Origin of the sequence: Paraburkholderia tagetis, from assembly GCF_022213065.1 — a bacterium.
Lineage (GTDB): Bacteria > Pseudomonadota > Gammaproteobacteria > Burkholderiales > Burkholderiaceae > Paraburkholderia > Paraburkholderia tagetis.
The window spans coordinates 84378-105893 of record NZ_JAKLJA010000004.1 but is presented as its reverse complement, the minus strand read 5'-3'; the positions used below and the strand labels follow the sequence as shown (position 1 = coordinate 105893).

Annotated in this window: 20 protein-coding genes; 11 read left to right on the top strand and 9 right to left on the bottom strand. The window is 60.1% G+C overall.

What is annotated here, in order from left to right:
* Positions 1-45: 45 nt before the first annotated feature.
* Positions 46-1257 carry an ABC transporter substrate-binding protein gene (locus L5014_RS07565; protein WP_238462963.1) on the bottom strand — a complete coding sequence of 404 codons (1212 nt, stop codon included), beginning with the start codon at positions 1255-1257 and terminating at the stop codon, positions 46-48.
* Positions 1258-1445: 188 nt separating this feature from the next.
* Between L5014_RS07565 and L5014_RS07560 the strand changes: the two genes are divergently transcribed.
* The 3 genes from L5014_RS07560 (at position 1446) to L5014_RS07550 (ending at position 3599) form a co-directional block, all read left to right on the top strand.
* Positions 1446-2180 carry an ABC transporter ATP-binding protein gene (locus L5014_RS07560; protein ID WP_238462962.1) on the top strand — a complete coding sequence of 245 codons (735 nt, stop codon included), beginning with the start codon at positions 1446-1448 and terminating at the stop codon, positions 2178-2180.
* A 60-nt stretch (positions 2181-2240) separates the two neighbouring features.
* Positions 2241-2837 (top strand): HD domain-containing protein, encoded by a 597-nt coding sequence (locus tag L5014_RS07555; protein WP_238462961.1) that lies wholly within the window; start codon positions 2241-2243, stop codon positions 2835-2837.
* A gap of 72 nt (positions 2838-2909) precedes the next feature.
* Positions 2910-3599, top strand: a complete 690-nt coding sequence (locus tag L5014_RS07550) for an SDR family NAD(P)-dependent oxidoreductase (RefSeq protein ID WP_238462960.1) — start codon at positions 2910-2912, stop codon at positions 3597-3599.
* 115 nt (positions 3600-3714) lie between these two features.
* Here the strand turns inward: L5014_RS07550 and L5014_RS07545 are convergent, their stop codons facing one another.
* From L5014_RS07545 to L5014_RS07535, 3 genes are all read right to left on the bottom strand, one after another.
* Positions 3715-4050, bottom strand: coding sequence for a type II toxin-antitoxin system RelE/ParE family toxin (locus L5014_RS07545; protein WP_238462959.1), 336 nt, complete (start codon positions 4048-4050; stop codon positions 3715-3717).
* Complete coding sequence (locus L5014_RS07540; RefSeq protein WP_238462958.1) at positions 4047-4334, bottom strand: type II toxin-antitoxin system ParD family antitoxin; 288 nt, start codon at positions 4332-4334, stop codon at positions 4047-4049. Before L5014_RS07540 ends, L5014_RS07545 begins: the two co-directional genes overlap by 4 nt.
* A gap of 355 nt (positions 4335-4689) precedes the next feature.
* A complete protein-coding gene (locus L5014_RS07535) occupies positions 4690-5598 on the bottom strand; it encodes a LysR family transcriptional regulator (protein WP_238462957.1) in 909 nt (302 codons plus the stop codon).
* A gap of 183 nt (positions 5599-5781) precedes the next feature.
* Here L5014_RS07535 and L5014_RS07530 point away from each other — a divergent pair, with 183 nt between their 5' ends.
* The 6 genes from L5014_RS07530 to L5014_RS07505 all read left to right on the top strand — a co-directional run bounded on the left by L5014_RS07530 (position 5782) and on the right by L5014_RS07505 (position 11746).
* Positions 5782-6564: a 5-oxoprolinase subunit PxpA gene (locus tag L5014_RS07530; protein ID WP_238462956.1), complete on the top strand. Its 783-nt coding sequence runs from the start codon at positions 5782-5784 to the stop codon at positions 6562-6564.
* A gap of 21 nt (positions 6565-6585) precedes the next feature.
* Positions 6586-6828: an acetyl-CoA carboxylase gene (locus L5014_RS07525; protein ID WP_238463187.1), complete on the top strand. Its 243-nt coding sequence runs from the start codon at positions 6586-6588 to the stop codon at positions 6826-6828.
* A gap of 4 nt (positions 6829-6832) precedes the next feature.
* Entirely contained in the window at positions 6833-8302 is a 1470-nt protein-coding gene (locus tag L5014_RS07520) for an acetyl-CoA carboxylase biotin carboxylase subunit (protein WP_238462955.1), read from the top strand.
* Positions 8299-9174 carry a 5-oxoprolinase subunit B family protein gene (locus tag L5014_RS07515; protein WP_238462954.1) on the top strand — a complete coding sequence of 292 codons (876 nt, stop codon included), beginning with the start codon at positions 8299-8301 and terminating at the stop codon, positions 9172-9174. Before L5014_RS07520 ends, L5014_RS07515 begins: the two co-directional genes overlap by 4 nt.
* A complete protein-coding gene (locus L5014_RS07510) occupies positions 9164-10168 on the top strand; it encodes a 5-oxoprolinase subunit C family protein (protein ID WP_238462953.1) in 1005 nt (334 codons plus the stop codon). Before L5014_RS07515 ends, L5014_RS07510 begins: the two co-directional genes overlap by 11 nt.
* Positions 10169-10372: 204 nt before the next feature.
* Complete coding sequence (locus tag L5014_RS07505; RefSeq protein ID WP_238462952.1) at positions 10373-11746, top strand: purine-cytosine permease family protein; 1374 nt, start codon at positions 10373-10375, stop codon at positions 11744-11746.
* A gap of 393 nt (positions 11747-12139) precedes the next feature.
* On the opposite strand, the gene L5014_RS07500 is transcribed toward L5014_RS07505, so the two are convergent.
* The 3 genes from L5014_RS07500 to L5014_RS07490 form a co-directional block, all read right to left on the bottom strand.
* Positions 12140-13492 (bottom strand): MFS transporter, encoded by a 1353-nt coding sequence (locus tag L5014_RS07500; protein WP_238462951.1) that lies wholly within the window; start codon positions 13490-13492, stop codon positions 12140-12142.
* Between the two features lie 433 nt (positions 13493-13925).
* Entirely contained in the window at positions 13926-15089 is a 1164-nt protein-coding gene (locus L5014_RS07495) for an FAD-binding oxidoreductase (protein WP_238462950.1), read from the bottom strand.
* A gap of 7 nt (positions 15090-15096) precedes the next feature.
* Positions 15097-16356: an aromatic ring-hydroxylating oxygenase subunit alpha gene (locus tag L5014_RS07490; protein ID WP_238462949.1), complete on the bottom strand. Its 1260-nt coding sequence runs from the start codon at positions 16354-16356 to the stop codon at positions 15097-15099.
* A gap of 258 nt (positions 16357-16614) precedes the next feature.
* Between L5014_RS07490 and L5014_RS07485 the strand changes: the two genes are divergently transcribed.
* On the top strand, positions 16615-17541 hold the full coding sequence (locus L5014_RS07485; RefSeq protein WP_238462948.1) for a LysR substrate-binding domain-containing protein: 927 nt from the start codon (positions 16615-16617) through the stop codon (positions 17539-17541).
* Between the two features lie 266 nt (positions 17542-17807).
* Positions 17808-19049 carry a M24 family metallopeptidase gene (locus tag L5014_RS07480; protein WP_238462947.1) on the top strand — a complete coding sequence of 414 codons (1242 nt, stop codon included), beginning with the start codon at positions 17808-17810 and terminating at the stop codon, positions 19047-19049.
* A 146-nt stretch (positions 19050-19195) separates the two neighbouring features.
* Here the strand turns inward: L5014_RS07480 and L5014_RS07475 are convergent, their stop codons facing one another.
* On the bottom strand, positions 19196-20248 hold the full coding sequence (locus tag L5014_RS07475) for a proline racemase family protein (RefSeq protein WP_274389292.1): 1053 nt from the start codon (positions 20246-20248) through the stop codon (positions 19196-19198).
* A 102-nt stretch (positions 20249-20350) separates the two neighbouring features.
* Positions 20351-21427 (bottom strand): polyamine ABC transporter substrate-binding protein, encoded by a 1077-nt coding sequence (locus L5014_RS07470; protein WP_238462945.1) that lies wholly within the window; start codon positions 21425-21427, stop codon positions 20351-20353.
* Positions 21428-21516 lie beyond the last annotated feature (89 nt).

The following is a 21516-nucleotide window of genomic DNA, read 5'->3' as shown; positions in this document are numbered from 1 at the left end:
CGATGGCGTGTGCGGACCGCGCGGCCCGCACGCGCCGGTTAGCGTTCAGCCGCCGACACGAAACAGCAGGCGGTTATCAGGAACGAACTCGTTGCGAAAGAGCTCGACCGCGTGGAATGAACCGTTCTCGACCTTCATCACGAGCCACGGACGATTGAGCTGGATATGCAGCGTCTTCGTATAGGAAGTCGGACCGACGAGGAACGGCTGGTTCTGATAGCTGTTCATCACGTCGAGCACCTTCGCCGAATCGGTCGTGTTCGCCTTCGTCACCGCATACGCCCATTGCTCGACGAGGCTGTAGCCGAGCACCGAATAGGACGACACGGGCGCTTGCCCCCAGCGCGCGGTGAAGTCCTTGACGAACGTCTGCATCTGCGGGCGGGGATCGTCGCCGTACAGCGACATGAACGCCGGCACGTAGAAGTTCTTCAGGTTCGGCACGGCATTGAGCCAGTAGTTGTCGATCATCGCGGTATCGCCGAGGATCGGCTGACTGATGCCCGCCGCGCGCAGTTGCCGGACTGCGGCCGCGCCGCCCGGCGTGTAGCTGCAAAGGAAGATCGCGTCGGGCTTCTTCGGCAGGCTGTTCAGGCGGGTGATCTGCGCGGCGATCGACGGATCGTCGTTCTTGAACACGTCGGAGCCGAGCAACGCGTCCTTGCCGCCGTCGCGCGTCCATGCGGCGCGAAAGCCCGCGCACGCCGACTTCGTGTATTCGATCGATGTGTCTTCGAGCACATACGCGGTCTTCAGGCCGAGCTTGCTGCGGGCGTACTCGGCAATCGCGATCCCCTCCGATTGCGCGGCGCTGTTCGCGGTAAACGCGTAGTTGCCGACACCCTGCGCGCCCATCTTCGGATCGGCCGCGCACAGGCTCATCGACACGACCTTCGCCTTCTGCGCGGCCAGCGCAGCCGGCGCACCGAAGTCGTAGTCGCACGACACGACCAGCAGCTTCACGCCCGACCGGATCAACTCGGCGCCCGCGCTCGCCGCACGCTCGCGGTCTGTTTTCGTGTCGATCACCTTGTAGTCGACGTGGTGCCCGAGCAAACCACCCGCCTTGTTGATCTCGTCGATCTTCAGCACCGCCGCCTTGAACGGCGCCGAATCGTAGTTCGCCAGCCAGCCGGACTGCGCAATCGCGAACCCGATCGTGATGGGCGACGTGTCTGCCGCCCGGGCCGGCTGGCCCAGCAGCAACGTGGCGAGCGCCAGCGCGCCGCCCATGATTCTTACGAAACTCTTTCGCATGCTCGTCTCCATTTGACTACCTGCCTCCTCGTATTTGCCCACTGTGGTTTGAAGACTGTGGACAGTTCACATATTTCCGAGCACAATATTTCCTGTCAAGCGTTTCATGCCCGCCCCCGGGTCAACCCTGGTCATCCGCCTCGTCACGCAGCGGGATGAGGCTTCGCTTATCCAAGGAGGTATGTGAAATGATCGAAATCGCGGACCTGTCCGCCTCTTACGGCAAGCTCCAGGCGCTCAAAGGCGTCTCCCTTTCGGTCGGTTCCGGCGAGCTCGTGTTCGTGGTCGGACCGAACGGCGCGGGCAAATCCACCCTGCTCAAGTGCATCGCCGGCGTGCTCAAACCGCGCGCGGGCAGCATCACGTTTGCCGGCGAGAACATCATCGGCAGCCAGCCCGAGCGGTTGTGCCGCAATGGCCTCGCGCTGGTTCCCGAAGGCCGCCACATATTCGGCACGCTGAGCGTCGAAGAGAACCTTCTGCTCGCGGCCATGCATCGGAAGGATCGCGAATCGGTTCGCGAAGACATTGAAAAAGCCACGCAGCTATTCCCGATACTGCACAAGCGCTTTAAGGGCGCGGCGGGCTATTTGTCAGGCGGAGAGCAGCAGCAATTGGCGATCGCCCGAGCCATCCTGCTCAAACCCAGGCTGATGATGATCGACGAGCCTTCGCTCGGCCTCGCCCCTCTGGTCGTCGATCAGGTCTACGAAGCCCTGTACGAATTGAAGAAAACCGGCCTCACCTTGCTTGTGGTCGAGCAATCGACCGCCCGCGTGCTCGACCTTGCAGATCGGATTGCCGTTCTACGCAACGGAAAAATCGTCTTGAACCAAAGCCGGGACGAAATCGGCGACGGCCTTGCCCTCGAAAACGCCTACTTTGGTTACCACGGCGATCACGCGATGCTCGTTACATCCTGACCGACTTTCGCTCAACGGCAACTCCAGCAGTTTCACAACCTGAACTTGAACCCCACCAACATGAAAATCATTGCACCGACCGGCGCACGCGCATCGTTCTCCGACATTGCCCAAGGCACCCAGGAAGACTGGGAAATCATCAGCCGCGAAGCTCACCCCTACGATTCGGCTGTTGGCGAGCGCGTTCTTGAGCATCTGAAACTTCTTGACGGAGAATTCGGGGGATTTCCGGTCGACCGTCTAAATCACAGTCTGCAGTCCGCCACGCTGGCTTACCGCGACGGGCGGGATACCGAATATGTCGTGTGCGCGCTGTTGCACGATATCGGCGACACGCTGGGAAGCTATAACCATTCCGATATCGCGGCGGCCATCCTCCATCCGTTCGTGTCGCACGAAAATCACTGGATGATCAAGCATCACGGTATCTTCCAGGGCTATTTCTATTTCCAGTATCTGGGCCTCGACCGCAACATGCGCGAACGCTATCGCGATCAACCGGAACTCTTCCATCGCACCGAAGAATTCTGTGCCAAATACGACGGCCCTGCTTTTGTGAAGGATGCAGACGTGTTGCCGCTGTCGTTTTTTGAGCCGATGGTTCGCGAGATTTTCTCGCGCCCCCCGCATTCGATCTATACCAAGCCGGGTAACTGAATCAGCACTCTTGTCACGCGCCGCCTGTCGCGCGGCGCGAAATTCGGGATCCAGGCAAACAGGAGATTCATCGTGAGAAAAAGCAGGACAGTCGTCGTGGTAGGCGCTTCTCGCGGACTGGGTCTGGCGCTCGCCGAGGAATATTGCGCACGCAACTGGCATGTCATCGCGACATCCCGGGGTCGATCAGCCGGTCTCGATCAATTGCGTGAGCGCTATCCGACGTCGCTCGAAATCGAAACGGTCGATATTGCCGATGGTGCATCGATACGTGCGCTGGCCCGGCGCCTCGAGACGGTCAGCCTCGACGCATTATTCGTCAACGCCGGCATCTGCAAGGCAAACACGCTTACGCCGCTCGAGGTCGATGACAAGGATTTCCTCGACATGATGTCGACCAATGCGCTTGGGCCCATGCGTATCGTGGAAGCCCTTTACGATCGGGTCCCCGAACGGGGCGTGATTGCCGTCATGTCGTCCGAACTTGGCAGCATCGCCCATTGCACCGGCTTCTGGGAGCTATACAGTTCCAGCAAGGCCGCATTGAATATGCTCATGAAAGCGTTCTCGGCCCGCCATGCCGATGCATCGCGCTCACTGCTGCTGATCGCGCCGGGATGGGTGCGGACTGAAATGGGTGGGGAAGACGCCGCATTGGAGACGGGCGAAAGTATCCCGCTTGTTGTCGATGTCGTTGAGCAAAGTGCGGGCGTCCCGGGATTACGCTTTGTCAACCGCCATGGGGAAATCCTCCCTTGGTAGGACAAGTCCTGAATCAGTCCAAGCAGACCGGCGCGGTCGAAGTCAGTGAGTTTGGACTTGACGCCAGTCCATGTCGGTTTATCGCAGCAAGAAGCCCGGTAGGACCGGCTGTTCGTCACTGCAACAGGCCCAGCGGGTGCATGGAAAAGATTTCCATCCAGTTTTGGCCACCGTACGTGATACCCACGAACGCGACCGCCAAAACGGCATCATCTACTACATAGGCGAGGATGGTTTCGCCCTCGATGTTCCAGGTTCGCAGCCCCGACATGACGTCGTCGTGCCGGCCCCCACGATTCGGAAAGATCGCGAATTTTTCGCACGTATCAAACACGGTGGACCGGTAGCGATCGATCGACGCATCGGATCGACCATGGTCCACCATGTATTCCTCGATATTGCGCAGCATCTCATAAAACGACGGCAGGTATTGAACCTTGTACAGCATCATCCAGCCGCTCCCTTTTTCGCTCGACGCTGGCGCCTGTCCCGATCAAGCTGCTGCTCGACCTGCTCCCGGGTCATCGCACTTTCCGGATTGGCCTTGTACTGAAGATAGCCCGGGACCACCTTCTCGGTCAGCCATTGACGAACCGCGTTATCACGCTCCTTCAGCAGCCGGAGTCCGTCCCTGATCACCTCGCTATCGCTGTTGTAGTCGCCTTCTGCGGTTCGCTCGCGGACGAATTCAAGCAGCTCCGGCGTCAACGTGATTGTCAGGCGTTCGCTCGCCATGATCGCACCTCAATTCAATAGTGTATGACACTATCATACACGCAATGGGGCCAGGCCGACGTACGCGGGGCGCGTCACCTGAGTGGCGAAGAACTCGCTCGCTCCTCTTCTTCATGAGCATCTACCACCATCGAAATCTGGTTTCGCCTCTTGTAGTAACGCCATGCGTTATCTGCGAGAGGATCCAGATTGATCGTCAGTGTCTCGCCGCAACCATCGGACATGCCGTTACGAAAGAACGGAGCACACCGCCCCTCTATCGCGGCGTCGACGCGCGGCATGGGCGCTATCTATGCATTCCTGAACTATTCTGCACGGCATGAGCGGCAGCCGCCTGTTTCAACGCGCACGCGCCTCACCCGTTAGCCCGCGGCTCCATGAAGGTATGCCGGAAGTACTCGCGCACCGCGTGCATTGCAGGGCTCAGCTCCTTGTTCTTGCGCCACGCCAGGCCAACGCTCATCGCGGGAACGGGGTCGAGGAGCATGATCGTTTCGATGCGCCGGCCTTCAAGCGACCACGGCCGGTAGACCATGTCGGACAGAATGGCGACCCCGGAGCCATTCGCGACCATGCTGCGCACCGCTTCGACCGACGACGTCCGCAGGATCACATTCGGCCGCCAGGGTGTCTCGTTCCAGTACCGCATTGCCGTTTGCGCAGCTTCATCGACGGTCAACATGACGAACGGCTCATGCGCGACTTCCGCGAACGTCACGCTCTCGCGTTTCAACAACGGGTGATGCGCGCCGACCCAAAGCCGGCGGACCGAGTGAATCACGGGCTCCAGCGCGAGTTCGGGGTTCGAGACGTTCGATGTGAGCAGAACAGCCATGTCGTACTGCCCGGTGATCAACCCCTCTTCGATCGCGTCGCGGTTCAACTCGTGCAGTTGAATGGTGAGGCTCGGATACAGCGCATTGAGCCGCTGTATGTGATGCGGCAGAAAATAGCCCAGTACCGTGTAGCTCGCCGCAATGGCGAGCGTGCCGGTGAGCGTGCTTTCGAGGTTGGGGATCCGCATGGCCTCGTCCACCGACGCGAGAATGGTGTACGCGTGATTGAGGAACCGACGCCCCGTGTCGGTCAGCGTGACGCCTGAAGCCGTGCGCAAGAAAAGCTGCGTGCCCAGACTGTCCTCCAGTTCCCGGATGGCGCTTGTCACCGCCGACTGCGAAATGGTCAGATGAATAGCGGCTTGCGAGAGTTGCCCAAGTTCGGCGGTCGCCACGAAGTACTTGAGCTGTCTGAGAGTCAATGCCATTTCGAGTGAAGAGCGAATGTGAGCAAGCCGAGCGTACCGCGCAATATCTAAAAAATCGATACCAGGCCATACAAAAATAGAACTTTTTTGGTCACCCCCCTCCGTATAACCTCCATTTCAACAAGGCTTGCGTGGCCTTCACAGACGGACACAAACGCAAGCGGGCGAACCTGGAGGAACAGTATGAAAAAGCAGTGTGTCGATCTGAATTCCGATATGGGGGAAGCGTTCGGCCCCTGGCGAATTGGCGATGGCGTCGACGAAGACATCATGCCGCTCATCAGTTCGGCGAATATCGCCACGGGTTTTCATGCCGGCGATCCAAACATCATGGCGCGGACGGTTCAACTGGCGAGGGAGGCCGGCGTCGGGATCGGTGCGCATCCGGGTTTTCGCGATCTCGTCGGCTTCGGCCGCCGCAACATCGCAGAAGCGCCGCAGGCGCTGGTCAACGACATCCTCTATCAACTCGGGGCGCTGCGTGAGTTCGCGCGACTGCACGGCCTCAGGCTCCAGCACGTCAAGCCGCACGGCGCGCTTTACATGCACGCCGCGCGCGACGAGGCATTCTCGCGGCTGCTCATAGAAACGCTGCAACAGGTCGATCCCAGTCTGCTGCTCTTCTGCATGGAGGCGTCGGCGACGTACCGCATCGCGCGCGAGATCGGGCAACCGGTCGTGCGTGAGTTCTACGCCGATCGCGACTACGACCGCAGCGGCTCGATCGTATTCATCCGCCGCATCGGCCGGCTCGACCCCGAGCAGGTCGCCGAAAAGGTCCTGCGAGCGTGCGTCGAGGGAAAAGTGCGCACGGTTGACGGAGACCACATCGATATCGACTTCGACTCCGTCTGTATCCACAGCGACACGCCCGGCGCACTGGAGCTCGTGCAAAAGACTCGCGAACACCTCGTTCGCGAAGGGATTCGTATTGCCGCGCCGCAGGCCGCGACGACAAAGAACTGAATCAATTCAAGGAGAGACATGATGGCACTGCACGATATCGTCAGCCCCCTGCCGGGCACGTTCTACCGGCGTCCCTCGCCCGAGGCGGAGTTTTACGTCGCCATCGATTGCGCTGTACACGCCGGCGCAATCATTGGCCTCGTCGAAGTGATGAAGCAGTTCACCGAAATCGAAGCGAGTGTGTCGGGCCGCGTGATGGAGCTTCTCGTCGAGGATGGGGAGCCCGTGGATGCGGGACAGGTGCTGATGCGCATCGAGGAGTGAAACCATGAATATGGAAAATTCAACGACGGCGTTCTACCGCCCCACGCGCATTCGAACCGTTCTGGTCGCGAATCGTGGCGAGATTGCGGTGCGCGTGATTCGCGCGGCGCAGGAGCTTGGCATGCGCGCTGTGGTCGTGGTGAGCGACGCAGACCGCGAGAGTCTCGCCGCCCGCATGGCGGACGAAGCCGTGCATATCGGTTCATCGCATGCCGTGAAGAGCTATTTGAATCCCGCGGCGGTTCTCGCTGCCGCACGGCAATGCGGCGCCGATGCGGTTCATCCCGGCTATGGTTTCCTTTCAGAAAACGCGGACTTCGCGGCACAGGTGGAGGCGGCTGGCTTGATCTTCGTCGGGCCCACGTCGCAGGTGATCGCAACGATGGGCGACAAGGCCCGCGCCCGCGAGACCGCGCAGCGCGCCGACGTGCCCACGGTGCCCGGCAGCGCCGGTATCGTCAGTTCGCTCGACGAGGCCCGCGAGGTTGCCGCGCGCATCGGCTACCCGATCATGATCAAGGCGGCAGCGGGCGGTGGCGGGCGCGGCATTCGCGTGGCGCACGACGCCGCCCAGCTCGACGCCGAACTGCCGCTTGCCCAGCGCGAAGCCCAGGCCGCATTCGGTGATGGCGGCGTCTATCTCGAGCGCTTCATCGCGCGCGCCAGGCACATCGAGGTACAGGTACTGGGCGACGGCAACGATGTTATCCACCTGTTTGAACGCGAATGTTCCTTGCAGCGGCGGCGTCAAAAGATTCTGGAGGAAGCGCCCTCGCCGTCGCTCACGCCGCAACTGCGCGCAGAGCTTTGCGCGTCGGCGGCGCGCCTCGCGAAGCAGGTTGGCTATCGCAGCGCTGGCACGCTGGAATATCTCTTCGACGAAACACGCGGCGAATTTTATTTCATCGAAATGAACACGCGCATTCAGGTCGAGCACCCGGTGACGGAGGCGATCACGGGCGTCGATCTCGTGCGCGAAATGCTGCGCATTGCCGATGGCGAGCCCTTGCGCTTCAGCCAGAGCGACATCGTGCTGCGCGGCGCGGCGCTCGAATGCCGCATCAACGCGGAAGATCCGCTACAGGATTTCCGCCCGAATCCGGGGCGCGTGGAAGAACTGGTCTGGCCGACGGGCCCTGGCGTGCGAGTCGATTCGCTGCTCTATCCCGGCTACGTGGTGCCGCCGTTCTACGACTCGCTGCTCGCCAAGCTGATCGTGCACGACGAAAACCGCGCGGCGGCCATCGAGCGCCTTGCACGCGCGCTGCGGGAACTGCACATTGGCGGCCTGAAAACCACCGCGCCGCTGCACCGCGCGCTCGTCGCCGACGACGACGTGCGCGCGGCCCGTTATCACACCAATTATCTCGAGACCTGGATGGCGGCGTGGCGCGAAAGCCGCGAGGCAGCATCAATCGCGGCGCAAGCGACGAATGCGGTGGCCGGCTCGACTAGCGCACGGGAGGCGTCATGACCCTACGCTATACATTTGGCGGCGACGAATTCGTATTCGCCGAGATCAGCGAGGAGATGTCGCTCGACGCGTTCTTCAAGGGCACGGCGATCACGCGCGAACTTCAACGCCGCAACGTGGCTGGCGTAACCGAGATTTGCCCGGCGAATGCCTCATACCAGGTGCGTTATGACCCGGACGTCATCGCCCCCGATGCACTCGTCGCGCTGCTGCGCAGCATCGAGACCGAAGTCGGCGAAGCCACGCTCGACATCGACACGCGCATTGTCGAAGTGCCGGTGCTCTACGGCGATCCCTGGACGCACGAGACGCTCATGCGTTTTCGCGAGCGACACCAGGATCCGTCTTCGACGGACCTGGAATACGCGGCGCGCATCAACGGCAAACGTGACGTCGACGAATTCATTGCAGCACATGCCGGCTCGCCGTGGTTCGTTTCGATGGTGGGCTTTGTTGCGGGACTCCCTTTCATGTACCAGATGGTCGAGCGCGACCATCAGCTTCAGGTGCCCAAATACCTGCGACCGCGCACCGATACGCCGAAATTGACGGTCGGCCATGGCGGATGCTTCGGTTGCATCTATTCGGTACGTGGCGCAGGGGGATACCAGATGTTCGGCGTGACGCCAGCGCCGATTTTCGACCCCGCGCAGCGTCTCGATTATTTGCGCGACTTCATGGTGTTCTTCCAGCCCGGCGATATCGTGAAGTTCAAACCGATCGACCGCGCAGCCTATGACGAGGCCGTTGCTGCCGTCGAGGCAGGCACCTTCTCGCTACGCGTGCGGCCCGTGAAATTCTCGCTCGATGCTTTCCTTCGGGACCCGAACGAATACAACCGTTCTCTCGTCGAGGTGCTGTATGCCAACTGATACGCTCAATGTAATCGAGGTCCTGAAGCCAGGACTGGCCACTTCGGTGCAGGACACGGGACGGCAGGGCTACTATCACGTCGGTATTCCGCCTTCTGGATCGCTCGACCAATATTCGTCCCGTGCAGCGAACCTGCTCGTAGGTAATGCGCAAGACGCGGCCGTGCTCGAATTCACGCTGCTGGGACCCGAACTGTTGTTCCACTCGGACGCGCTTGTCGCACTAACAGGCGCGGAAATGACGCCGAAAATCGACGGCGTCGGGTACACAGGCAATACGGCGCTGCGTATTCGCGCCGGGAGCAAGCTGACGTTCGACTATGTGAAACGTGGCGCACGCGCGTATCTGGCGATCGCCGGCGGGATCGACGTGCCAGCGGTGCTGGGCAGCCGGTCGACCTACACGCTCGGCGCAATCGGTGGTCTCGACGGTCGCCGGCTGCAAAAGGGAGACCGCATCACGACGGGCACGGCCCGCGCCAAGCTGAGCGAGGGTCTCGAACTGCCGGCGGCCTTGCGTGCGAAACTCGACACAACGGTCGAACTGCGCGTGCTAACGGGGCTTTATCACTACCGCCTCACCAGCGAGTCGGCACAAACGTTCTTCGAGGACGAATGGACCGTCGCACCCGAAGCGGACCGCATCGGCTATCGATACAAAAACGGACGCCCGCTGCACTTCAAGGATCGCGAACAACCTTTCGGTGCGGGAGCGGATCCGTCGAATATCGTCGATGCCTGTTATCCCATTGGTTCAATCCAGGTACCGGCTGGGCTGGAGCCGATCATTCTGCATCGCGATGCGGTGTCGGGCGGCGGATACGCCACGATCGGCACGGTGATCAGTGCAGATATGGACCTGATCGGCCAGATGCAGCCCAACCACCGCGCACGCTTCACGAGCGTCACCATGAGTGAGGCACTCGCTGCACGCCGCGAGTATCAGCATCGCCTTGCCTTGCTACGCGAAGCGCTAGCGCGCCAACCCGTTTGAGGCCAAGGGGCGGTCGGCAGCCGCGCCGCCCCCGCGCTTTTCCCTTTCGCGACGCGCGTTCCGTGCGGCCTCGAGCCACACGGCGGGAGCGCTCGCACCTTCTTTTCAGCATCGGCTGCCCGACCGGCGTCACGGCAGCCCCGCGGGTTGAACCGCACCGCGGTACGGACGCCCTTCGCTACATGCAGACTCAAGGAGCAGATCATGGCCAACCTGGCTCAGGAAAGCACGGAGGGCGACGTCGATCTTTCGACGGTTGCCATTCCTGATAGCGCAAAAATGCCGCCCTTTGCGCTGACAATGGCGTGGTGGGCAGTATGTAGCGCCGTGTTCTACATCGTGGTCGGCGCAACGCTCGCGCTGAACTATGGTGCACGCAACGCTTTGATCGGCATGGCGCTCTCGGTTGTGTCTTATGGCGCCATCAATATGGTCATCAGCCGATACGCCATTCGCACGGGTTTATCGGTCGCGCTTTTCTCGCGTGTGTTGTTTGGAAGCGCAGGAGCCGCTCTCGCTACGTTGATCTTCTTCGCGACGGCCATTTATTACGCGGTATTCGAGGGCTCGGTCATCGCGGTTGCGGCCAATCATCTGTTTCCCGCACTGCCATACAAGTGGGCCGCGCTGATCGTGGTCTGCTATAGCGTGCCGCTCGTATTCGGCAGCGTGCAACACTGGCTGGACAAGTTCAACGGCGTGCTGCTGCCCTTCTATCTGCTGGGACTCCTGGCCGCCGTGGGACTTGCGACCTGGGAATACGGCTACAACGCATCCTGGCTGGATTTCGGCCCCAAGGGCGCAATACCTGCCGACGGCTGGTGGCACTGCTTCGTCTATTACATGGGCGTGTGGGTGCTGATGATGTTCACATTCGACTACGCCCGCTTCGGGCGCAAGGAAGATTCGCGATATCACGGCCGGTACAATTTCGGCATGCCGTTCTATCTGGTCACCTTCCTTGTTAACGGCGCGGCAGGTATTTATCTTGTCAGCACCATTCCTGAACTTGGTCCGTTATCCGAAGTTTCCGTCGTGCTTGCATTGCTCAAATTGATGGGCATCTGGGGATTGCTGTTCGTCTGGGTCACGCAGTCACGAATCAACACGGCGAACTACTATCTCGCGACCATCAACATGCAGGCCTTCTTCCAGAAGGTCGCGGGACTGAAAGCGCCGAAGTTTGTCTGGGCCCTGGTCGTCGGCACTGTGGTCTATGTGCTGATGATGGCCGACATTTTCTCGAAGATCCTCCAGGCGCTCGCCTGGCAGGGTATCTTCGTTGTCGCGTGGGTGGGCGTCGCGCTGGCCCATATCATGTCGGCACGCTACGTCGAGCTTATCGGCACCGATATCGAATGCCGCGATACTCACGTACCACAGTTCAATCCAGGCGGCTTGATGGCCTGGTTCGCCGGCGCATTCGTCGGGCTCGCGTTGAATAACGCATCGGGTTTTCTCGCGTCGCTTTCCGCGCCGGCCTCCTTTGCCATATCGTGGATCGCTTATACCGGCCTGCTCGCCGGCGCGAAGCGAACCTGGTTCGTGCGGAACGAGATAAGTAGATCGGTCGAATAGCAAAGACTCATGCCGCGAGCCACTGGTGAGCGCTACGGCTCGCCGACATAGGGACGGCGCGTTCGAAGCGATCATCAGTGCCCGCGGCTGAGCACATTGCGGTTGCCGTGTATCGCAAAACTGCCTTGCGAATGCCCTTCGAAAACGAGCCGACCGACCTGTCAGCGACCTTCAACCCGCATCAAAACCCGGTCGAGGGCTTCCTCGTAGTGCGCATAGCTTCCACGACGCGTTAGCTCGGCGTGCAATTGCTCATTGAGGCCGCCTGGCGTCATGACACCTTCGATCATGGACGCAAAGGACTGATCCGTGCGCGTCGTTTCGTGGGCAAGACCCAAGCAGTAGCCCGACAAAAACGCCCTTGCAGCGTCCTATTTCAGCCCCTACCCTGCTCTAATTCCCGCTTGGAGACGACGCCTCGCTCAGCAATTTCCCTCGCGTCTCCGGCGCCAGAACCTGGGACACGATACCGCCCACGAGGCAGATGGCAGCAGCAATGAGCATGGTATAAGCGATGCCCAGCGAGCTCATTGCCACGGGCAGGAGAAACGTCCCCAGCGCTGCGCCGACTCGCGAAACGGCAGTAGCGAAGCCAACGCCAATACCGCGAATCTCCGTCGGGAACACCTCGCCCGGGTAGACGCCGCACAACGTGGTAGAAACCGCGTTGACGAGCGAGAACGTGAAGAAGCAAACCATCACCACGGTCGTGGAAACGTGTGAGAGCAGCGCCACGCAAATCAACGCGACAGTCGAGATGAAGAACGGGGGAATCGCGAGTTTGCGCCGCCCCACACGCTCGATCAAGATGACCGAGAGCGCAGTGCCAAGAACCGCGAAGCCGTTCAGCACCAGGCCGCCGGTGAGCCCTTCCTTGAGGCCCAATTGGCGCAAGACGATGGGCGCAAACGCGCCGATGGCGAAATACGGCGTCACGTTGCAGACCCAAAAGGTCGAAACAAATACGGTCGCTTTCAGGTAATCGCGGGAAAAGAGCCGCCCGAATCCTTGCCGCCCCACGCTGCTGGGCGCATGCAGATCTCGCTGCTCTTCGTGGGTCATATGCTCGGCTGCCACACGCTTCGCTTCCGCATGCCGGCCTCGGCTAATCAGCCAGCGCGGCGATTCCGGCGTGCCGAGCCGCATCAGGAAGACGATGACCGTCGGCAGCGTGCTCAGGCCGAGGATGACGTGCCATCCCGTCGCCGACGAGACGGTCAAGGCCCATCCCAACGCATAGGAGACCAAATATCCGACGTACCACGCAAGCTCTAGCACCGCGAGCAGCTTTCCGCGCAGGCGCGCTGGCGAAAATTCCGCAAGCAACGGCCACCCAATCGAGTAGTCGGCGCCGATGGCAATACCCATCAGCACACGCACCAAAAAGAGTTGCCAGGCCTCTACCACGAAAAACTGCGCAACGGAGCCGACCAGAAAGATTGCCAGATCGACGGTAAACATCGGGCGGCGCCCCACCTTGTCGGCCAGCCACCCGCCCAAAGGTCCGCCGATAAAAATGCCAATCAGCGCCGACGCCCCAATCAATCCCTGCCAGGTTGTGGACAAAGCCAGATCATGCGTGATGGCGGGCATGACGATCCCGATGCTACCCAGGATGAAGCCATCGATAAACATGCCCCCGGATATCAGCAGGGTCAGCTTGGCAAGGAATCTGCGGTGCTTCGTGGAGAGGCTCCTCGACCCGTGGGTCGGTAGCGAAGCGCCGTTTGCGATGGTTTTTGACACGGGGGACGTCTCCTTGGTGGTTCGATTCAAACAATCGATCTCGCATGCACTGTCTGCTGGATGGGTCATGGCCGATCCTGATCGGGAGTGCTGCGATGTAAATTTGCTAGCGGCCTATCGTTGCTCTCGTGAGGCGAGAAGCACGATCAAGTTGAATAGCCGAAAGGAAATGGCCGGGCGCGGGGCAGCGATGCGAGCAGCAGCCGGCGGGAAGAGGTGACGGCAAGACGATTGATGCTGCCGGAATGAGCCGGCAGCAAACTCCATCTTTTGCGACGACGCCGTCGTGGCGGTAAAGCGAAGGATCACGCAAGTTAAAAATTGCACCGACTCACTGCCTGCTTGTCACGTACCGTCAAACATCGTTGACGCTCAACTAAAAGCAACCACTGCCTCGACATCGTCAACGCATTAAATAGCGGGCAAGGCCATATTACAAATCAAGAACGAGATCTGAAGTGGGACGGCTGCAGCACATCAGCCGCATGCCCTTCTCGATTTCACGCGGGCGAATTCCTCCGTTGTGCTTCATGTCCACGCTGCCTTCGAGCACCTTGGTCTTGCAGGTTCCGCAGATGCCCTGACTGCACGACGAGGGCAACGGTACACCGGCCTTTCGGGCGGCCACGAGCACCGTCTGCGTGCCGTCCATCGTGAATTCGCGGCCCGAGCGCGCGAGACGCACGGTATATCCGGTGTGTTCGCTACGTTCGGTACGTTCGGTTTGGTCGGCCGTCGTGGACGCCGGTTCTTCGGCGCACTCGACGGTCTCCGCGAAATTGAAGCTCTCCTGATGATATCGGGCAGGGTCATGCCCGCCCTCGAGAAGCATCTTTCTGGAAGCGTCCATATAGCCGCCCGGACCACAAATGAACACTTCGCGGTCGCGGAAATCGGGCACGAGTTCCTTCAACAGGTCCAGGTTGAGACGCCCTACCGGACCCGACCAATCCGGCTCATTCCCGAGCGCTTCGCAGATGTGAATCACGCGCAGCGGGTCCGAGAGACCGCACAGGGTCGAAAGCTCCTTGCGGAAGATAATATCTTCCGGCGTTCTCGCGCTATGGATGAAGACGATATCGCGATTCGGACCGAGATCGAGGGCCGCGCGCGTCATCGACATCAACGGCGTCACGCCCGATCCCGCCGAAAGATAAAGGCTCTTGGCTGCCGGGCCCGACGAGGGCGTGAACACGCCCGACGGACCGAAAGCCTTGAGTGCGAGGCCCGCCTTCATGTTCTCGTGCAGCCAGTTCGACATCACGCCGCCCGGGGTGCGCTTGACCGTAATGGACAGCGTATAGGGTCGCGTGGGCGGCGACGAAATCGTGTAGCAGCGGCTGACCTCCTTGCCGTCGATTTCGGCCGACACAGTGATGAACTGACCCGGCTCGAAGCTGAAGAGCTGACCATCCTGCGTGTGGAATACGAAGGTCCGAACGTCGTGAGTCTCGTTGGAGACGCGAGCGCAGATGAGCGTGCGCTGCTCGTGATTCGGCCACTGCGCGTCGGCGCGCTCCCACGCACTTGCACTATTGAAGCGATCCAGCATGTCCGGCCCCTGCCCAATGAAACATGAATCTGCGGCTATGTTCATGACAACCTCAAACGCCTTGTGCCTTGAGCTTGGCGTCGTACCAGCGTGCAAACTGGTCTAAAGGCGCCTCGGTATAGTTCGAGTAGGGTCCGGGAATATAGGCAGGATCCTGGGTTCCCGCATGCGTGTTCGCGACAAGCTCCGCATCCTGATTCGTCGTAGCGATCCAGACTTCGGTCAACTTCTTCAGGTCGTAGTCCACGCCTTCGACAGCGTCCTCATGGACCAGCCAGACAGTGCGCACGACCGTCTTGTCCGGTGCAAGGGGCAAGGCGTAGGCAATGACCGCGTGGTCGCTCATTACGTGGGTCCATGAATGATGGCCCCACATGTGGACGTCCCCGAGATCGCGCCGCTCGACACCGCCCAGCAGTTTCGTGCAGGCCACCTTCGTGTCCATGGTCTGGGATTCATTTGCGCCGGCGATGACGAGACGCTGAGTGCGAAAGTTGGTGTCCACGCTTTCGTCGAGCGATTCGAACGCGGCGCACACGAGGCCGTCCTTTTCCCAGTTCTCGCGGGATTGTGCGTTGCGCTTCAGGTAGTCCTCATAGCCCTGAAGCGCGTCCTCGCTCTGCCCGTCCGGGCAAAAGCCGAAGTCTTCCGCGAGAAATGAATTGGTCAACTCCGGATGGGTGCCCGCGCAGTGATAGCACTCGCGGTTATTTTCCATCACGAGTTTCCAGTTGCCGTTTTCGATGATCTCCATCTCGTGGGCGATTTTCGTTCGCGTCAGGTCGTACGGCGCGAAACGCGGGGCCATGGTCGTCTCGAGCTTCTCGAAGTCGGCCGGCGGTTCGTCCGCAAGGCAAACGAAGATATGCGCGCCCACGGTCTTGACGTGCACAGGAATGAGACTGTGACCGCTCGCGTCGAAGTCATTGCCCATATGCGTCGAATGCTTGAGGCTGCCGTCCAGGTCGTATGTCCACTGATGGTACGGACATACGAGCATGCCCACGCTCGCTTTGCCCGCCTTCTTCATGATGCGCGAGCCACGATGACGGCAAACGTTGCGATACGCACGTACGTTCTCGTCGTCGTCACGCACGATGATGACCGACGCCTTGCCGATGTCCACCGTGTGAACGTCGCCCGGCTCAGGAATATCGGCCGTCACGCCGACCAGAATCCAGAGCTTGTGAAAGAACACGTCGACGTCGTTCTCGAAGACGTCCTGACGCCCGAACAATTGACCGGGCATGCCATGTCCTTTCTTTCGGCTATCGATGAGTTCGCGGTGCGTTTGAATCTGAACTTCGGACATTGTGGGCCTCTTAAAGGGAATGTTTCATAGCGCTTGCGGCACTGATATGGCTGGAGTATTGGACGACCAAAACGTGTCGTCAACGCGCTTTATAAGCTCACTCACATTCGTTTAAATCATGCGAAAATGCGCTCGGGGCTTAGCCCCAAAAGCACGCCTCGCGGCCCATGCGCAGGCGCGGGTTTTCCCTGGCGAACGAACGGTGACAGACCGTGCGGGCTCACCCCTTTAGTTGTCCGTAGACTGATGTGATGGCGAATGAAAACCACTAAAGCAACGAAAGGCTATCGCCGGATCGTTCCCTCGCTTACTGCCCTTGTCGAATTCGAGGCCGTGGCTCGCCTCGGGAGTTTCACCTACGCCGCAAGCGAATTGGGCGTCACCCAGTCCGCCGTAAGCCGACAAGTCAGGTTCCTCGAAGAAACCCTTGGCGTTCGGCTCTTTCACAGACTGCATCGCTCGATCGATCTGACCAGTGAGGGGCAGGCGCTGTATATGGTCGTCGCGGAGTCCATGCAAAAGATCGCTGGCGTGTTCGATCGCCTGGTGACAGGTACCGAACAACGTGAACTGGTGCTCGCGGCAACCGCCGCGTTTTCGCAATTCCGGCTCTTGCCACGGCTCGCCAAGCTCAAGAAGCTCGATCCGCCTTTGCAGCTACGGCTAACCACCGACATGTTCACCGCCGACCTTCGGCACGTCGAGGTCGACGTCGCCGTGCGCTACGGCGATGGCACATGGCCGGATGGCACCTCGACCTTGCTCTTCGATGTCGAAGTCTTTCCCGTGTGCTCACCGGCGTTCCTGCGGGAATACGGCACACCAGGCTCGCTCGACGACCTGGCCCGGATGGCGCTCGTCGAATCGGACGCCACCTCCGAAGGCTGGATGGGTTGGAATGAATGGTTCCGGGCCATCGGATACCGCCCTTCGCGGCTGAACAAAGTGTTGCGGTGCAGCCTCTACACTGACGCGATACAAGCGGTGAGATATGGACAAGGCGTCGCTCTGGGGTGGAACCGTCTGGTCGATGATCTGCTCCAGTCGGGAGAGTTGGTCCGGATCGATCTCGCGACGTTCCGGCCAAGCGAAGCCTATTTCGTGGTGGTTCCCCATGGCCGGACCATCACGCCAGTCATTACGCAACTGATCGAATGGTTACGCGGGGATCCCGCGCCGCGCTAACGTCGAGCAAGAGGCGCCTGCCATCATCTGCCAGCCATCCGGCCTGGACTCATCGAATGACTTAAAGTCATGTGAACTGGAAAAGATAGGCAGTTGACGACGCATTTCTGCGTTTCGATACTGCCACACGAGGACGGCAAGTCGCGGCCATCGCGCCGCGCTCACCTCGCGATTTCCATGCTTTGAATCATTCCGCTCGCCTTGATGAAAGCGCCTCGTACACGTGCGAGGCGTCATACGTCGTGAGCAACCTCAGGAGATGAACCATGTCGGTGGTTTCCACCATTCACGCGGTCGCGTCCGAAGCGACGGAAGGCGTCGACCTTCTTCCCGCTGGCGTGCTGGACCGCGTCCGGGAGTACCGTTTGCGACGGGTGCAGCAGCAACTTCGCTTGCAGCACGTCCCTGCCATCATCATGTATGACCCCGTGAACATCCGGTACGCAACGGATACGTCGAACATGCAGGTGTGGACGGGGCGTAACCCTACTCGATATGTCGTTGTGTTCGCCGATGGCCCCGTCGTTGCGTTCGAGTTTCACAACTGCGAGCACGTCTGGAACGACGTCACGGTCAAAGCGGAAATCCGCGGATCGACCTGTTGGAACTACTTCAATGCGGGCCCTGAGGCTGCCTCCAAAGCACGGCAGTGGGCGCGTGAAATCGCCGATTTGCTTCGCGAGCATGCGCCGTCCGAAAAGCGCATCGCCGTGGACAGACTCGATCCCGAAGGCACCTACGCCTTGCACGAGGAAGGTATCGAGCTAATCGACGGCCAGGCGCTCATGGAGCAGGCGCGCAAGATCAAATCGGACGATGAACTCATCGTCATGAAGGCCGCAATTGGGGTCTGCGAAAAGGGCATCGAACGCATGCATGCCGCGCTGCGGCCGGGCATGACCGAGCAGGAACTGTGGGCTCATCTGCACTACGAAAACATCCGGCTGGGCGGCGAATGGATCGAGACGCGACTGCTGGCATCGGGCGCCCGCACTAATCCGTGGATGCAAGAATGCAGCCCTCGCGTCATGAAGCAGGGCGAGCTCATTGCGTTCGACACTGACCTCGTCGGTCCTTATGGCTACTGCGCCGATATCTCCCGCACGTGGACGGTCGGCCATGTTCGCCCCACTGACCCGCAGCGGCAACTCTACGCCGCTGCGTATGAACAGCTACAAACGAATATGTCGCTCATCCGGCCCGGTATGACCTTCCGGGAGTTTTCCGAGCGCAGTTGGGACATGCCCAGCAAGTTCTTCCGCAACCGGTATAGCTGTCTCGCGCACGGCATTGGTCTGGTGGATGAGTATCCGTCCATTGCCTATTTCAAGGATTGGACCGATGGTGGCTATGACGGCATGTTCGAAAGCGGCATGACGCTCTGCATCGAGAGCTACATTGGCGAAGAAGGCGGCCGGGAAGGCGTGAAACTCGAGCAGCAGGTCCTCTTGACCGATTCAGGTTGTACGCCGTTGTCGACCTTCCGCTTCGAAACGGACTGGCTATAAGCAGCTTTACGCCGGCCCGCGCCCTCTCCCAACGGAGTGGGCGCGAGCCGGCTGTCTCACCCTTAGTTCGCGAAACAAAAAAGCCCCGCGCCAAGCTCAATATCCGCTCGCGCAGGGCTAAGTGTGCAGACGATCAGGCTCTTCGGTCAGGCCCAGATATCGCCGACGGTGAAGCCGTTGACGAAGGGATCGTCGGGATCGAGCACGTAGGTGTTGTAGCCGTAAATCCACGAACGTCCCGATATGGTCGGCACCACAGCCTGAATTCCCTCGAGCGCGACCTGCTCCACCAGGCGCCCGGTGAATACGGTCCCGAGTATGCCCTCGTGACGGAACGGCTGATTCAGATCGAGCTGCCCCTTGGCGAAAAGCGTGGCCATCTTCGCGGACGTTCCGGTTCCGCATGGGCACCGATCGATTGCGCCGGTCCAGGTCGCCGGATTATCGAAATCGATCTCGCCGCTGGCAACCGTGACCACGTTCTTCCAGTCCGCGTTTGCGTTCGAGGTCGGCCCCGAAAGTTGCACGATCGTAATGCCGTAGCCTGGATAGTGCGGATGCTGAACCGGCAATTGCTCCTGCGCGGCTTTGAGAATGAGCGCCGAAATCCGCGTGATCTCCCGACCATGCTCCGGAATGAGCTCCAGCCCCTTGAATTGCCTTACGTCGGCGATGACATAGAACATGCCGCCCCAACCCACGTCCACGGTGACCTTGCCAAGATGCGGCACGTCGATCACGGTATCGATATAGGGAGCGAAAGCCGGTACGTTTTTGAAAGTGACCTGAGTCACCTTGCCGTTGGCGCATTCGGCCCGAATGCCGATCAAGCCCGCCGGCGCTTCCAGCTGGAATTCGGTAACGGGCTCCTGCATCGGCAGCATGCCGGTTTCAAGCAACACCGTCGCAACGGAGATCGTGTTTCCGCCGCTCATCACGGGATACTCGACCTGTTCCATGATGATGTATCCCGCCGCCGCGTCCGGATGTTTCGCTGGCACGACCAGATTGCAGCACAGCGGAGGATAGCCGCGCGGCTCGCGCAGCATGAGCTTGCGGATTTGATCGTCGTTCTTCTCGAGCCACTTCATCTGCTCGTAGACGCTATTGCCCGGTATGTGAGGCACCCCGCCGGTAATCACCCGCATGGGTTCACCCGCATGCGTCTCAACTGCATGAAACGTGCGTTTAAAGGTCATGATTTTCTCTGAAGCATCAGCGTTGTCACGTCGGTCTGCTTGATCAGTTATAGCCCAGCACGGCGGCACTAGAGTGGCAATTGAATGTAGACACCCGGCGAATTACTTGCCTGCGAGCCAAACTGCGAACTTCTGGTTCAGATCGTCGCCGTGGTCGGCCCAGAAGTTGACGTCGACTTCGACGGCATTCTTCTCGTTCGCCGGATTCGTCGGCAGGAATGGCGTAACAGCCGGATTGACCATCGGAATCGCCGATTTGCGCATCGGTCCAAGTGCCGTATCGGTGGACAGCTTCGCAAGCTGTTCCGTCGACGTAGCAAACTTGACGAAGTCTTCGGCCGCCTTCAGGTTCTTTGTGCCTTTGACGATCGCGTAGCCTTCGATGTTCTTCACTTCGCCATCCCAAAGAAAGCCGAAAGGTTTTTTGTCCTGCTCGACGGCCACCCAGATGCGGTTCGGGTACGCGCTGGTCATCGTCACTTCGCGATCGGCGAGAAGCTGGGGAGGTTGGGCACCGGCTTCCCACCACACGATGGAAGACTTGATGGTGTCGAGTTTCTTGAATGCACGGTTCACGCCTGCGGGGGTCGAGAGCACCTTGTAAACGTCTGCGGGCTTCACGCCATCCGCGAGCAGCGCCCATTCCAATGCACCTTCAGGCGACTTCTTGAGGCCGCGCTTACCCGGAAAGCGCTTGAGGTCGAAGAAGTCGGAGATCGCGGCTGGCTCCGCGCCTTTGAATGCGCTCTTGTTATACGTGATCATGGTCGACCATGCGACGTTGCCTACCATGCAGTCCGACAAGCCTCCAGGCAGAAAGTCGGACTTCGCCGGCACGCCCGATTTTCCCGCCGGCAGCGTTGCCGGATTGATTTTTTCCAGCAAGCCCTCGTCGCAGGCTCTTGCAGCATCGGCCAACTGCATGTCCACCACGTCCCACGTCACGTTGTTCGTTTGCACCTGGCTGCGGATCTGGGCAATGCCGCCGTTGTAGGTGTCGACCTGAACATTCGTTCCGGTCTTTGCGGAAAACGGCTTGGTTGCAGTCGTCACCTGCGTGTCCTGATAAGAACCTCCCCAGGAAGCAAACATGAGGCTACTTGCAGAGGCGGCAGTACTCATCGTGGCGACTGCAGCAAGAGCCACAATCTTCGGGGTCAACTTCTTGTGCAGTTCCATTCCATCCACTCCTTGACGAAGCCAAATGACGCCCTTCGCATCACTCGCTTTCAGGTTAAAAAAACAACTTCTGCGGAAACTATTTTGCA